The organism is Labrys sp. F242 (assembly GCF_057813875.1).
Genome location: NZ_JBVASG010000003.1, coordinates 506641 through 520279, shown reverse-complemented (window position 1 = coordinate 520279; position 13639 = coordinate 506641). Strand labels below are relative to the sequence as shown.

The window sequence follows — 13639 nt, the reverse complement described above, 5'->3', positions numbered from 1 at the left end:
GTAACATCTTCGATCAGGTAGCAAGCCCCATCTGCACAAAGCGCAGGAATTTTCCGCCGATAAGCACAGACCCAACCGGCAAGGCTCACATAGGAGCGCGCGGCCACACCAAGGCTGCCTCACCGCCAGGGTAACCCGCCAAAACTTGTCCACAAGGGAGGGTTTCGACCATCTGGTGATTATTTGCGCTCAATCACCGCCCAAAATGACGGACAGCATCCCGCGGCGACTCGACGTTCGCGCCTCTCCTCCGTTTTCATGGCAATCGGCATTCATGATGCCAACATTTACACTTGTGCGATAACGCTCGATTGTGTTTCAATATGTTCGAAATCTACTCAGAAGCGGGAACATGTCGATGCAGGATCTGGCCGGAAAACGGGCAATCGTAACGGGCGGCGCCTCCGGCATCGGTGCAGCGATCGCCCGCCACCTGGCCGGCTTGGGCGTCAGGATCGCCGTGGCCGATCTCGACGAGAAGCGGGCGTCGGAGCTGGCGTCCAGCCTGGGCACCGATCATCGCGGCATCGCCATCGACGTGCGCAAGCGCGCTTCGGTCGAGGCGGCTTTCTCGGCAGTCGCACAGGATTGGGACGGCTATGACCTCCTGATCGGCAATGCCGGTGTCTCCACCATGAACAAGGTGGTCGATCTCACCGACGAGGAATGGGACTTCAATTTCGACGTCAACATTCGCGGCATCTTCCTGACCAACCAGACCGCCGTGCGCCATTTCCTCGAAGCGGGCCGCAAGGGCACGATCGTCAATACAGCCTCATTAGCCGGCAAGGTCGGCGCGCCGCTGCTGGCGCATTATTCGGCCAGTAAATTTGCCGTCGTCGGCTGGACCCAGGCGATCGCCCGCGAGATGGCGCCGCACGGCATCCGAGTCAACTGCGTCTGCCCCGGCTTCGTGCGCACCTCGATGCAGGAGCGCGAGATCGAGTGGGAGGCCAAGCTCCGGGGCATCACGGCAGAGGCCGTGGCGGCGGACTATATCGCGCAGACCCCGCTCGGGCGCATCGAGACGCCGGAGGACATCGCGCCTCTCGTCGCCTTCCTCGCCTCGGAAGGCGCCGCCTTCATGACCGGTCAGGCCGTGAACGTTACCGGCGGCGTCTATATGGGCTGAGGCCGTCACAGCGCGAAATGCAGCAACTCAGAGAGAATCAAGCCGGCGGCCCCTTTTAGCGCCGCCCGGTCTTCGAGGTCCCCCATGACGAGTTGGATATCGTTGCCAGGGCGCCATGGCACGAGGTCACGCACATGAGCGGTGATCGCCGCCAGCAGGGCCGCGCCGGCACCGACGACATCGCCATGCAGCACGAAGAAATTCGGTGCCATGGTCTGCTGCAGATTGGCGATGCCGATGGCGATGTTGCGGGCATAGAGATCGAGGAGGCCGGCTGCCGCACCGCCATTCTCCGCCGCCAGCGCGGCGAGGCTGCGCGAATCCAGGGTATCGGGCGAGGGAAGATGGCGTTGCCGGGCCTGTCCGCGCAGCCAGCCCACAGTGGCGATCGTCTCCCAGCACCCCCTGCGTCCGCAGCGGCAAGTCGTGCCATCCACCTGGACGAAGGTGTGGCCGAGCTCTCCGCCGGCCCCTGCCGGCCCGCGATAGAGATGGCCGTCCAGGAAGATGGCGCCGCCCAGCACGTCCCCGGTATAGATCACCGCGAAATTGCGCTTGCCACGCCCAATGCCAAACCAGCGATCACCGACCAGGAGGGCTCTGGGATGATGATCGACGCGCACCGGCAGGCCGAATCGGCGCGCCAGAGTGGGACCGAGGGGAAAGCCGTCCAGCAGAGGCGCCAAATTGACCGCGACGATCGTGCCGGTATCGGTGTCGATCATGCCGCCTGCCGCCACGCCGATGCCGAGCGGCGGGCGATGGGCGAGATCGAGGACCTGCCGGACACAGTCGAACAGGATGTCGATCAAAGGCTCTACCGTCGCGGGATCCTCAGGGAAGGGGGCCCGGACTTCCGCCGCGATGGTGCCGTCCAGCGACACCAGGCAGCAATGCACGCCGTCATGCATGAGCAAGACCGCGCAGATCGGGGCGGCGTCCTCGGAAAACCAGATCGGTCGCGCCGGCTTGCCACCGCCCTCCTTCGAGGGCAGAGGCTCGCCTTCCACCAGCATACCCTGGTCGATCAGGGGTTGGATGATGCCGGTGATGGTGGCGCGGTTGACCCCGACATGCCTGGCCAGGTCGGCACGACTGGTCGGGCCGAGATCGAACAGGACCTGGAGGACGCGGCCGCGATTGGCGAGGCCGATGGAGGTCGAGGAAATCAAGCCCTGCCGCCGGGTCTCGAGGCGAGGCGTATCGTCGAACAAGTCGTTCAGCGCGGCCAGGCCGCCGCGTTCGCCATCGGACGAAAACCTATCTTCGGACGCCATGGCCGCCAGTCCCGAACTGAAATGCCTGCGAGGACCGACGGTCGTTGCAGGAAAACGAATTGCTCGCCCAGTCTTAGTGCCAGCGCGCCGGAATGTCCCCCATGGTTTCCCGCGCATCCCGCCCATAATCGCAAGGCTTCGTCTTGACGATATAGTTAGTTTGTGTGAGCATCAAACATATTAGAGAAACCGGCGGGATACAACCGGTCATTATGAGGGGCATTCGTTCAGGTGCTCCCAACTGGTCAGCGTTCAAGCAATCAACCGAGGCGGCAGGGCCATTGGCCTGACCCGACCTCGCAACAACAAGAACTGCACCACCAGACCGACATCAGAGGAGAGAACGAGCATGGTTACAACACCTGAGATCTCGCGCCGCGCCTTGCTTCGCAGCACGGCTGCCTTTGCAGGCGCCGCCGCCCTGGGCCTGAATTCCGGGCGCGCCTCCGCACAGGGCAAGACCTTGCGGGTGCTGCTGGCGGGCGACCCCTTCTACTATGCCATCCAGGGCCTCGCCGATCAGTTCAAGCAGGAGACCGGCATCGAGCTACAGATCGAAAGTATCTCGCTGGAAGCCCTGCAGGCCCGCCTCACTTCTTCCTTCATCTCCAACCAGCCCGACGCCGACGTCATCTCCGTCGACCAGATGTGGCTCGGCCAATATCTGGAAAGCCGCTGGATCCTGCCGCTCAACGATTTCATCAAGGCGGACAAGGACACCGACATCAAGGATTTCGTGCCTGAGGTGCTCTACTCCATGAACACCTGGCGCGGGCAGGTCGGCACGCTGCCGGTGGCGACCTATGGCCAGTGCGTGCTCTATCGCAAGGACTTCGTCGAGTCTGCCGGCGTGAAGATCCCCGAGGACGGCTCCTGGAGCTGGAGCGACTATCTCGACATCGTCAAGAAGCTCAACGGCAAGGAGTTCGACGGCAAGAAGATGGCGGGCACCGTGCTCGCCGGCCAGCAGCCCGCGCCCATCGTGCACATGTATACCCAGCTCGCCGCGAGCTCCGGCGTGCGCTGGTTCAAGCAGTTCCCCACCGGCCAGTGGGACTTCACGCCCACCATCAACACGCCGGAGAATGTCGAGGCGCTCAAGCTCTTCCTCGAGCTCTACAAGAACTCCCCGCCCGAGGCGATCGGCTACAATTGGTTCGACGCCGGTATGCGCTTCGCCAAGGGCGATGTCGGCATGTTCTATTGGTGGACGCCCTATTCCTATCTCTGCCGCAAGGACGGCTACATGTCCGGCAAGGATTCGGTGGTGGCCGACAAGCTCGGCATCACCCGCCTGCCCCGCTCCCCCGGCAAGGACCAGGTGGTCTCGATCGGCGGCCACAGCCTCGGCATTCCCTCCAACACGGCCAACAAGGACGGGGCCTGGAAGTTCATCAAATGGGCGACCTCGGCCAAGACGCAGAAGGCCATGGCGCTCTATACCAAATATGGCCACCAGTTCTCGGACTTCGCTCGCCCCTCGCTCTACGAGGATGCCGACCTGTTGAAGATCTATCCCTATCTGCCCGCCCAGATCGCCGATCTCAAGCGTGGCAACGGCAAGATCGTGCGGCCGCCCTGCCCTGTCTACACCACGCTCGAGGGCATTTACGGTCTCAACCTCAACAAGGTGCTGTCGGGCGACACCGCGCCGGATGCCGCGCTGAAGGACACCGAATCCTTCTTCTCCAACATCCTGACCGGCAATTTCCTCATCCCCTACAAGCAACCCACCTATGACGATACACTCGACGCGACCAAGGCCTTGATCGCCTCGCTCGCGTGAGGGTGGGCACGGCCCGCCGGGTCTCCCACCGCGCGGGCCGTGCCGCACTTCACCCTCCCCTGGAGGGGGAGGGTCGGACGAAGTCCGGGGTGGGGTGACAGCTCAACCGCCTCGAAATTTCACCCCACCCCGACGCTATCGCGTCGACCCTCCCCCTCCAGGGGAGGGTGAAGAGGGGACACGCCCATGACCATCGCCGAAACATCAGCCATCCCGGCCCGGCCGAAGCGCCGGGTGCCGGCCTTTCTGCCCTATCTGTTGATCAGCCCCTCGATCATCCTGCTGCTGGCCCTGATCGCCTTCCCGCTGCTCTTCGCGCTCAAGAACAGCTTCTATTTCTGGAACCTGCAGATGAGCCCGGTGCCGATGGGCTATATCGGCGGCGGCAATTACGAGATGGCGTTCTCGAACTCCTTCTTCCTGGGCGCCTTGTGGAACACACTGCTGCTCACTTTGGTGGGCACCGCCATCGAATTCTGCCTGGGCCTGGCCATCGCCCTCCTGCTGGTGAAGAAGCTGCCCGGGCTCAATCTCGCCCGCGCCTTGCTGATCATGCCGACCACCATCGCTCCGATCGTGGTCGGCTTCCTCTTCCGCTACATGTACGATCCCAATGGCGGCCTGATCCCCTGGATGCTGTCCTCGGCCGGCATTCCCTTGCCGGCGCAAGGCCTGCTCGGCTCCGGCAGCACGGCGCTCTGGGCCATCCTGTTCGCCGACATCTGGCAGTGGACGCCGTTCTTCGCCATCGTGCTCTATGCCGGCCTGCTCTCGGTGCCGCCCGACATCATCGAGGCCGCCCGCCTCGACAAGACCTCGGCCTGGGCGATGCTGATGCGCATCAAGCTGCCGCTGATCCGCAAGACGGCGCTGATCGTGGTGATGCTGCGCTTCATGCAGTTGTTCAACACCTTCGACCTGGTGCTGGTGCTGACCAAGGGAGGACCGGGATCCTCCACCCGAACGCTGGGCTACAGCCTCTATCAGCAGGGCCTCGTCGACTTCAACATCGGACTGTCCAGCGCCATGACCTGGATGATGGTCATCATCGTCAATGCCATCATCGGCCTGTTCGTCTTCTTTGCCTTCAAAGACCTGGACTGAGGAGCCGACCATGCGCAAGGGCAAGAAACTGGCCGGTACCGCGGTAAGCTATGCGCTCACTTTGCTGCTGCTCGCCTTCTTCATCGGCCCGATCCTGTGGTTCGCCTTGCTGGCGATCCGCCCGTCCGACACCTTTTTCACCATGCCGCCGGTGCTGGCCTTCAAGCCGGACTGGACCTCGCTGCACTACACGTTCGGCAATCCCGGGAACAACCTGCCCCAGCTCGTCAACAGCCTGATCGTCGCCATCGGCGCGGTGCTGCTCAACCTGCCCTTCTCCCTGCCGGCGGCCTATGCGCTGTCGCGTTTCCGCATCCGCGGCCGCAAGAACATCATGCTCTGGTATCTCGGCCTCTTGATGGCGCCGCCCGTGGCCTTCCTGATCCCCTATTCGATCCTGGCAAGCTCGGTGGGCCTCAAGGGCAGCTATTTCTCCATGATCCTGATCATGCAGACGCTGACCATCCCCTTCTCGATCTGGCTGATGAAGAGTTTCATCGACGAGGTGCCGGTCGAGATCGAGGAAGCCGCGCGCGTCGACGGCGCCAAGACGCCGGCCATCGTGCTCAAGATCGTGCTGCCGCTGGTGCGGCCCGGCATCATCGTCACCTCGATGTTCGCTTTCGTCTTCGCCTGGAACAACGCCGCCTTTCCTCTGGTGCTGGCCAACCGGGCGACCGCGACCCTGCCGGTCGGCACGCTGCAATATTTCGGCACGGCCGGCGTGACCTGGGGCTTCATCGGCGCCGCCGCCCTCGCCGCCATGCTGCCGCCGATGATCATCTTCCTGGCGCTCGACCGCTATGTCGTGCGCGGGCTCACCTTTGGTTCCGTTAAAGGATGAATTGTTGATGTCTAGCCAGAAATCCGCCCGCTTCGGTGTCGTCGGCGCCGGCCTGTGGGGCTCCTTCCACTGCAAGACGCTGAACGCCATTCCTGGCGCCGAGCTCGCAGCGGTGTGCGATCTCAATCCGGAGCGCGGCGCGGAAATGCAGCGCCAGTTCGGGGCGAAGAAAGTCTATCAGGACTTTCGTGCTCTCATCGCCGATCCCGATGTCGAGGCGGTGACAGTGGCCACGCCAGACTTCGCCCATGCCGAAATCGTGCTGGCGGCCATCGAGGCCGGCAAGCATGTCATGAGCGAAAAGCCATTGGCGACCACCCTCGCCGAGGCCGAGCGCATCGCCGAAGCCGCCGCCAGGAGCGGGGTCAAGGTGATGGTGGACTTCCACAACCGCGTCAACCCGGCCGTCCACACGGCGAAGGAAACAATCGCCCAGGGTGAGATCGGCAAGCCGCTGCATGCCTCGGCTCGACTCTCCAACACCGTCTTCGTGCCCTTCGAGCTCTTGTCCTGGGCAAGCCGTTCCTCCGCTTTGTGGTTCCTGGGCAGCCATGCGGTCGATGCACTCTGCTTCATGCTGGATGCCGATGTCGTCAAGGTTCAGGCGATGGTGCGCCGCGGCCATCTCGCCGCCCACGGCGTCGACACCGCCGACGTCCATATCTCGCTGCTGGAATTCGACAATGGTGCCATCGCCACGTTGGAGAACAGCTGGGTGCTGCCATCGGACCTACCACTGGTCTTCGACTTCCGGGCCGAAATCGTCGGCGAAAAGGGCTCGCTGCAGCTCGATACGGCCCAGAACGGCGCCTTCCGCAAATATGCCGGCGCCGGCCTCAAGACCGCCGACCTGCTCGGCGTGACGCCTGCCGCTGGCGGGCGCATCGGCGGCTTCGTGATGGAGGCCATCGCCCGCTTCGTCGATGCCGTCACCACCGGCTCCCTCGTGCTGGCCGATGCGACGGACGGTCTCAAGGTTACGCGCGTGCTCGCGGCCATCGAGCAGGCCGCCGCCAGCGGCAACGCCGTGACGTTGGCGAAGGGCTGAGGAAATACCCTCCCCTGGAGGGGGAGGGTCGACACGCAGTGTCGGGGTGGGGTGATTTTACGGCTGAAGTACATGGTGGCCGATCCGTCGAATCATAGAGAGGCGGCTTTCACCCCACCCCGGCCTTTCAGGCCGACCCTCCCCCTCCAGGGGAGGGTAAAGGTCGCTTCCCCCCAAAAGGCAGGTGCTTGATGGCAACTCTCTCCTTCAAATCCGTCGGTAAACGCTTCGCCGATGGCACGCTGGCGCTCGCCAATGTCGATCTCGACATCAGGGATGGCGAATTCCTGGTGCTGGTCGGCCCCTCGGGATGCGGCAAGTCGACCTTGCTGCGCAGCGCCGCCGGCTTGGAGGACCTGTCGCAGGGCCAGGTGCTGATCGGCGGCCGCGATGTCACCAATGCCGATCCGGGCGATCGGGACGTCGCCATGGTGTTCCAGAACTATGCGCTCTATCCGCATATGGACGTCTATGAGAACATGGCCTTCGGCCTCGGCCAGCGCAAAGTGCCGCCGGCGGTGATCAAGGAGAAGGTGGAAAAGGCCGCCCGCATTCTCGATCTCACCCCTCTGCTCAGGCGCAAGCCCGGTGCCCTGTCCGGCGGCCAGCGCCAGCGCGTCGCCATGGGCCGGGCCATCGTGCGCGATCCGCAATGCTTCCTGATGGACGAGCCTCTTTCCAATCTCGACGCCAAGCTGCGCGTGCAGATGCGCGCGGAACTCAAGCTGCTCAACGCCCAGCTCGGCGTCACCACGCTTTATGTCACCCACGACCAGGTCGAGGCCATGACCATGGGCGATCGCGTCGCGGTGCTGCGTCCGGTGACGAAGGAGGGCGAAAGCAATCTCCAGCAATGCGCCCCGCCGCGCGAGCTCTATGAGAACCCGGTCAACCTGTTCGTCGCCGGCTTCATCGGCTCGCCGGCCATGAATTTCTTCACCGTGCGCCTCGGCGAGGAGGCCGGCGCCGCCTTTGCAGCGATTGCCGGCACCTCGCTACGCCTGCCCCTACCGGCGGGACTGCTTCAAGCCAATGCCGGGCTCGCCGCCTTCAAGGGTCGCGACGTCATCCTCGGCCTGAGGCCCGAGAGCTTCCGCCTGCCCGTTGCCGCGGGTGAAGGCATTTCCTGCGAAGTGCTGCTCACCGAGATGACCGGCGCCGACGCCTATATCTTCTTCGACCTGCCCGCCGCCTCGTCGGTGGCAGGAACCGTCCGGCTCGCCACCGGATCGGAGGCGGGTGCCGGCGCAGCCAACCGCATCACTGCGCGCGTCGAGCCGGCCCGGCTGCCTGAACGCGGCGCCCATATCGAGATCGGCGTCGACATGGGCCAGGCCCGTTTCTTCGCGCCCGACACCGGCCTCGCGCTGCGATAGGTTGAAAAGCGCTCCGTCATCCCCGGCGGGGCTCTAGGCCCCGGGAAGGGGATCCAGGGGCCTACGTCGCAGTGATTGCCCCTCGATTCCCTTCCCTCGCTTCGCTCGCCGGGAATGACAGCTTCAGGGAGGGGCGAGGGGCGGTATCAGGTCGCTCGCCGCCAGGAAGTCCACGAAAGCGCGCAGCTTGGGGGACAAGTGCCGGCTGGACGGCCACATCACCTGGATGCGGGTGGCCGTTTCGAGATAATCGCCGAGCACGCTCACCAGCGTTCCCGCGCGCAACTGCTCCCGGACGGCCAGATCGGGGACGCAGGCAAGGCCGAGCCCCTCTTCCGCCAGGGTGATCTGCGGCTCCAGCGTGTTCATCACCATGCTGACAGGCAGGTCGATATCCAGCCATTCTCCGTCCCGACGCAGCGGCCATCTGTCGAGCTTGCCACTCGTCCGGAAGCGATAGACGAGACAGGCATGCCCGCTCAGATCCTCGGGGCGCCGGGGCAGGCCGGCCTGGTTGAAATAGCCGGGAGATCCGACGATGGCCCGGCGATAGAAGCCGAGCGTGCGGCTCATCAGGCGGGAATCGGCCTGCTCCCCGGTGCGGATCACCGCATCGAAACCGTCCTCGATCACATCGACGAGCTGGTCGGAGAAATCGAGTTCGATCTCGATCAGGGAATAGAGCCGCCGGAATTCGGCCAGCTTCGACAGGAAGCGCAGCCCCATCGAGGGCAGGCTGATGCGCAGTTTGCCCTGTGGGGCGGCTTGGTTGCGGGCGAGTTCGGTTTGCGCCGCCTCGAATTCACCGAGGATGCGTCGGCAGCGTTCGAGGAACAGCGTGCCTTCCGCCGTCAGGGTGACGCTGCGGGTCGAACGGTGAAACAGGCGCGTGCCCAGCCGGTCCTCCAGCCGCGCCACCGCCTTGCTGACGGCGGAAGGCGAAATGCCGAGCCGCCGGCCAGCCTCAGTGAAGCCGCCGGCATCCACCGCCTGCACGAAGGCATTGAGGGCGCCCAGACTGTCCATGACGGTTCCCGCATCGAGCATTCATGACATAAATGTCAAAAGTGTTTTGCACTATAGCCAGTTATTCGCCCTTGCGAAAACGGCTAAGGTCATGCCCGTACGGCCGGCAAGTCGCCTCCTGTGAAGGGCCCTTTCCATGGCCTTCCCTCAGGAGTTCTTGCAATGAGTTCGACTGTTTCGATCGGCGGCCCTTCGCCCGCCGTCGATCGCCTGCCGGTCGGCGGGCTGCTGGCCCTTGCCATGGCCGGTTTCATCACCATCATGACGGAGGTGATGCCCGCTGGACTGCTGCCGCAGATGGGCGGGAGCCTAGGCGTCTCCGACGCCGTCGCCGGCCAGTTCGTCACCACTTATGCGGCCGGTTCGCTGGTGACCGCCATTCCCTTGATGACGCTGACCCAGGCCCTGCCACGGCGCCTGTTGCTGCTCATCGCCATCATCGGCTTTGCCGCACTCAACGCCGTCACGGCCGTGTCCTCGAGCCTTCCCGTTACGATGGTGGCCCGTTTCCTCGCCGGAGCCTGCGGCGGCCTGGTCTGGGCCTTGCTCACCGGCTATGCCGCCCGCATGGCGCCCTCGCATCTTGCTGGCCGGGCCATTGCCCTCACCGGCATTGGCGCGCCGCTGGCCTTTTCGCTCGGCGTGCCGGCCGGCACCTTCATCGGCACCTTGATCGGCTGGCGCCTCGCCTTCGGCCTGATGAGCGTGGTGGCCCTGCTGCTGGCCGGCTGGATCCTCGCCGTCCTTCCCGATTTCGCCGGCCGCCGCCAGGATCAGCGCCTGGCGCTGCGACCCATCCTGAGCCTGCCCGGCATCAGGCCGATCCTCGCCGTGATGGGGCTGTTCGTCGTCGCCCACAACCTGCTCTACACCTATATCGCCCCCTTCCTGGTACCCTCGGGCCTGGCCGAGCGGGTGGATGTCGTGCTGCTGTGCTTCGGCCTGGCCGGGCTGGCGGGCCTGTGGGTGGTGGGGGCCCTGATCGACCGGCGCCTGCGCCTGATGGTGCTGGGCAATCTCGTCCTTTTCGGCGCCTGTGCGGTCGCTCTCGGCCTGTGGCCGGCTTCTCCCGTCGTCGTGCTGGCCGCCGCGGCCGTGTGGGGCATGGTCGCCGGCGGCATACCGACCCTGTTCCAGACCGCGTCGGTGCAGGCGGCCGGCGAAGCAGCCGATGTCGCCCAAGCCTTGTTCGTCACGGTCTGGAACAGCGCCGTGGCGCTGGCCGGCCTCACCGGCGGCCTGCTGCTCGGCGCCCTGGGCGCTTCAGCCCTGCCCTGGGCCATGGTGGGCCTACTGGCCCTGGCCTGGCTCACGGCCTGGCTGGCGAGGTCGACGGCCTTTCCAAAGCCTCCTGCGATCTGACGGACGCCGCGAGAATCGCCAGGACGCCGGCCGTGCGGTGTTGCATAGGCAGGCATGGGCGTTCGATTATGATCCCCGGCGGCGGCAGGGGGACAACATGACCAATTCGAGCGACACCATAACGGCAGCAGCACAAGTACAGGACGGGCCACGCGGCATCGGCGGCTGGATGATCCTGCCGATCATCGGCCTGGTCGGGACCTTGGTGTTCACCTTGATCAACCCTACAGCGTCGTCACGGAATGGGAAGGCATCAAGGCCATCATCGCCGGCAGCAACCAGACGACGGCAGCCTTGAGACTGCCGGTCGCGGCATCATTCCTTGGCGGCCTTGTGCTGATCGGCCTCGCTGCCCTGTGCCTCTATCGCATCTTCACCTATTCGCCGAGCGTACCCCGCCTGATGACGATCTTCTATATCGGGCTGGTCGTGGTCTCGTTGGCGGAACTGGCCGGGGACTCCTATGTCTCGAGCCTGACCGACACGCCGAGCGATCCGACCCATATCAAGGATCTCGTCCGGGCGCTGGTAGGTTCGGCGATCTGGATTCCCTATTTCCACCGCTCGCGCCGTGTCGCCAACACCTTCCGTACGCAGGAGGCCGCCGTCGATCGCAAGATCGGCGAAATCTTCTGACCTCAGCCGATCTTGTCGTTCCAGCCCCATTCATCCGCGAGGGCGAGGCATTCGCGCCAGGAAGCCACAGCGTCGCAGGTCGTCACCGAGCGCAGCGATGCCGCCGCGGCGGCGTGGGCGAGCGCCAGGCAGCGCCGGAGGTCCCAGCCCTCGTGAAAGCCATAGAGAAAACCGGCGGCAAAGGCATCACCCGCCCCGTTGGCGCCGGCGATGACCTGCTTGGGCACACGGATGGAGGGCTGGGTGACGATGTCGCCGTCCCGGGTCACGGCGACCGCGCCCGTCGGAAAATGCGCCGCCACCACTTGGCAACTGCCGGTTTCCAGGACCTTTCGCGCGGCGTTGATGCAGGCTTCCACCACCGTGCGGTCATCCCGCACCGTCTCTTCCTCGCCGATCGCTCCCATCTCGCTGTCATTGACGATGAGAAGATCGAGATGGGCCAGCAGCGGACGAACCAGTTCGCGCAGCCGTGCCGGCGAAGCGGTGGCCAGTTCCAGATTGGTGATGAGGCCTGCCTGCCTGGCCTTGCGCAGCACGGTCAGCCAGCCATTGGCATCGCCGTTCCAGGGGACATCCATCGTCTTGTGCACGCCGGGCAGGCCGAGATGGAGGATGCGTCCCCGTGTGTCTGTGAAATCGAAATGCTCCGGCGTCATCAGCGAGGCTGCGCCGGGATTGAAGATGTGGGTGCGCCGGCCGCTGCGTTGGGAGGTATAGGCATCGGTGTGCAGCGTACGGGCATCGCGGGTCATCGCCAGGCGGCGGCGGTCGATGCCATAGCGATCGGCCTCGGCATGGAGCAGGCGGCCATCCTCGTCGTCGCCGATCAGCCCCTGCGTCTCCACCCACATATTCGGATCGAGGCGCTTGATATCGATGGCGAGGTTGCAGCCGGAACCGCCGCCGCGTGATTCCTCGTGCAGGATTTCGACGAGGCCGTCTTCACCCGGCCAATACTCCACCAGTTTGTTGCCATCGACGCACCAGGTTCCGGCCGTGATGATCCCGGAACGCGTCGAGGCTGGACGCTCACCCTGCATTTCCTCTACCTGTCGAAATGTCCGGTTGCGATGAATCGCGATGACGACTCACCGGCTGCCCGAGTTTATTTGTAGCGAAAAGAAACAATCATTCGAGGCCATTTGCAATGGCGCGATTGCCACGCCTGGGCGGCGCGTGTCCAGCTGCGCATCAACCTCGAGTAGTATCGCGGAGCGAATACTTGCCGGAACCGGGCGGTTGCAGCGATCGGCCCATGCTCTTTTCAGCTGAAAGACATACACCGGAAATCCCCGACTTGGAATTGTCTCGGTTCGGGCCGCCTCGTCATTTCATGACAAACGCGTCGTTTTGTGCTATCATCTCAAGATCTTAGACGGCTCTACCCGCCAAGATGAACGCCACATGAACGGCGTTGATAGCAAGAGTTCATCTATTCTGGCTTAATGGTTAACTTAAGGTAATTTCCAGGTGGAGAGGCTGCCCGCCGGCCCTGGTACGACGAAGGCCGGAGCCACCTCTCAAGGAGTGTTCCATGTTTCGCAAATTACTAGTGGCCGCATTGGCGGCCGTCACCCTGAGTGCTGCGAGTTTGACGGCGACAGCTCCGGCCGAAGCGCGCAGCAACGGTTATTTCTTTCCCCACCATGGCGGCGGCGGCAACTGGGGCGGCGGTGGCCGTCACTGGGGCGGCGGTGGCGGCTGGGGTGGCAATCGCTGGGGCGGCGGTGGTTGGCGCGGCGGCGGCTGGGGTGGTCGTCACTGGGGTGGCGGCGGACGGCGTTGGTATGGCCGCGGCTATGGCCGGGGCTGGCGCGATGACGGCTGGGGCTTGGGGGCCGGCCTGGCGCTCGCTCCCCTGTTGATGACGCCCGGCCTCTATGGCGGCTATGGCGGCGGCTATTACGACGACGGCTATTATGATTATGCTCCGGCCTGCCGCTGGCGGCGGGTGCGGATCTACACCGATTATGGCTGGCGCATCCGCCGTCAGCGTGTCTGCTACCAGTACTGAGCGTTTTCATGCCCCTCCCGTCTCTCGCCGC

At 64.5% G+C, this 13639-nt stretch carries 13 protein-coding genes; 10 read left to right on the top strand and 3 right to left on the bottom strand.

Features of this window, described 5'->3' with window-relative positions; all coding sequences use genetic code 11:
- Positions 1 to 352: 352 nt before the first annotated feature.
- Positions 353 to 1132: an SDR family NAD(P)-dependent oxidoreductase gene (locus ACZYTC_RS22040; RefSeq protein ID WP_488990530.1), complete on the top strand. Its 780-nt coding sequence runs from the start codon at positions 353 to 355 to the stop codon at positions 1130 to 1132.
- A 5-nt stretch (positions 1133 to 1137) separates the two neighbouring features.
- On the opposite strand, the gene ACZYTC_RS22035 is transcribed toward ACZYTC_RS22040, so the two are convergent.
- Entirely contained in the window at positions 1138 to 2409 is a 1272-nt protein-coding gene (locus tag ACZYTC_RS22035) for an ROK family protein (RefSeq protein ID WP_488990529.1), read from the bottom strand.
- A gap of 349 nt (positions 2410 to 2758) precedes the next feature.
- Between ACZYTC_RS22035 and ACZYTC_RS22030 the strand changes: the two genes are divergently transcribed.
- The 5 genes from ACZYTC_RS22030 (at position 2759) to ACZYTC_RS22010 (ending at position 8567) form a co-directional block, all read left to right on the top strand.
- Entirely contained in the window at positions 2759 to 4195 is a 1437-nt protein-coding gene (locus ACZYTC_RS22030; protein WP_434958385.1) for an extracellular solute-binding protein, read from the top strand.
- Positions 4196 to 4381: 186 nt separating this feature from the next.
- On the top strand, positions 4382 to 5299 hold the full coding sequence (locus tag ACZYTC_RS22025) for a carbohydrate ABC transporter permease (RefSeq protein ID WP_441771118.1): 918 nt from the start codon (positions 4382 to 4384) through the stop codon (positions 5297 to 5299).
- Positions 5300 to 5309: 10 nt separating this feature from the next.
- On the top strand, positions 5310 to 6143 hold the full coding sequence (locus ACZYTC_RS22020) for a carbohydrate ABC transporter permease (protein ID WP_434958387.1): 834 nt from the start codon (positions 5310 to 5312) through the stop codon (positions 6141 to 6143).
- Positions 6144 to 6150: 7 nt separating this feature from the next.
- The gene (locus ACZYTC_RS22015; RefSeq protein ID WP_488990528.1) at positions 6151 to 7191 is read left to right on the top strand and encodes a Gfo/Idh/MocA family protein; all 1041 of its coding nucleotides are present in this window, start codon (positions 6151 to 6153) and stop codon (positions 7189 to 7191) included.
- 191 nt (positions 7192 to 7382) lie between these two features.
- Complete coding sequence (locus ACZYTC_RS22010) at positions 7383 to 8567, top strand: ABC transporter ATP-binding protein (protein ID WP_488990527.1); 1185 nt, start codon at positions 7383 to 7385, stop codon at positions 8565 to 8567.
- A gap of 123 nt (positions 8568 to 8690) precedes the next feature.
- On the opposite strand, the gene ACZYTC_RS22005 is transcribed toward ACZYTC_RS22010, so the two are convergent.
- Complete coding sequence (locus ACZYTC_RS22005) at positions 8691 to 9593, bottom strand: LysR family transcriptional regulator (protein ID WP_488990526.1); 903 nt, start codon at positions 9591 to 9593, stop codon at positions 8691 to 8693.
- Positions 9594 to 9755: 162 nt separating this feature from the next.
- Here ACZYTC_RS22005 and ACZYTC_RS22000 point away from each other — a divergent pair, with 162 nt between their 5' ends.
- From ACZYTC_RS22000 to ACZYTC_RS21990, 3 genes are all read left to right on the top strand, one after another.
- Entirely contained in the window at positions 9756 to 10955 is a 1200-nt protein-coding gene (locus tag ACZYTC_RS22000) for an MFS transporter (protein ID WP_488990525.1), read from the top strand.
- Between the two features lie 97 nt (positions 10956 to 11052).
- Positions 11053 to 11253, top strand: coding sequence for a hypothetical protein (locus tag ACZYTC_RS21995; RefSeq protein WP_434958392.1), 201 nt, complete (start codon positions 11053 to 11055; stop codon positions 11251 to 11253).
- The gene (locus ACZYTC_RS21990; protein WP_434958393.1) at positions 11250 to 11591 is read left to right on the top strand and encodes a DUF2569 domain-containing protein; all 342 of its coding nucleotides are present in this window, start codon (positions 11250 to 11252) and stop codon (positions 11589 to 11591) included. Before ACZYTC_RS21995 ends, ACZYTC_RS21990 begins: the two co-directional genes overlap by 4 nt.
- Positions 11592 to 11593: 2 nt before the next feature.
- On the opposite strand, the gene ACZYTC_RS21985 is transcribed toward ACZYTC_RS21990, so the two are convergent.
- The gene (locus ACZYTC_RS21985; protein WP_481273099.1) at positions 11594 to 12634 is read right to left on the bottom strand and encodes a carbohydrate kinase family protein; all 1041 of its coding nucleotides are present in this window, start codon (positions 12632 to 12634) and stop codon (positions 11594 to 11596) included.
- 494 nt (positions 12635 to 13128) lie between these two features.
- Between ACZYTC_RS21985 and ACZYTC_RS21980 the strand changes: the two genes are divergently transcribed.
- Positions 13129 to 13608 (top strand): hypothetical protein, encoded by a 480-nt coding sequence (locus ACZYTC_RS21980; protein ID WP_434958395.1) that lies wholly within the window; start codon positions 13129 to 13131, stop codon positions 13606 to 13608.
- The last annotated feature ends 31 nt before the right edge of the window (positions 13609 to 13639 follow it).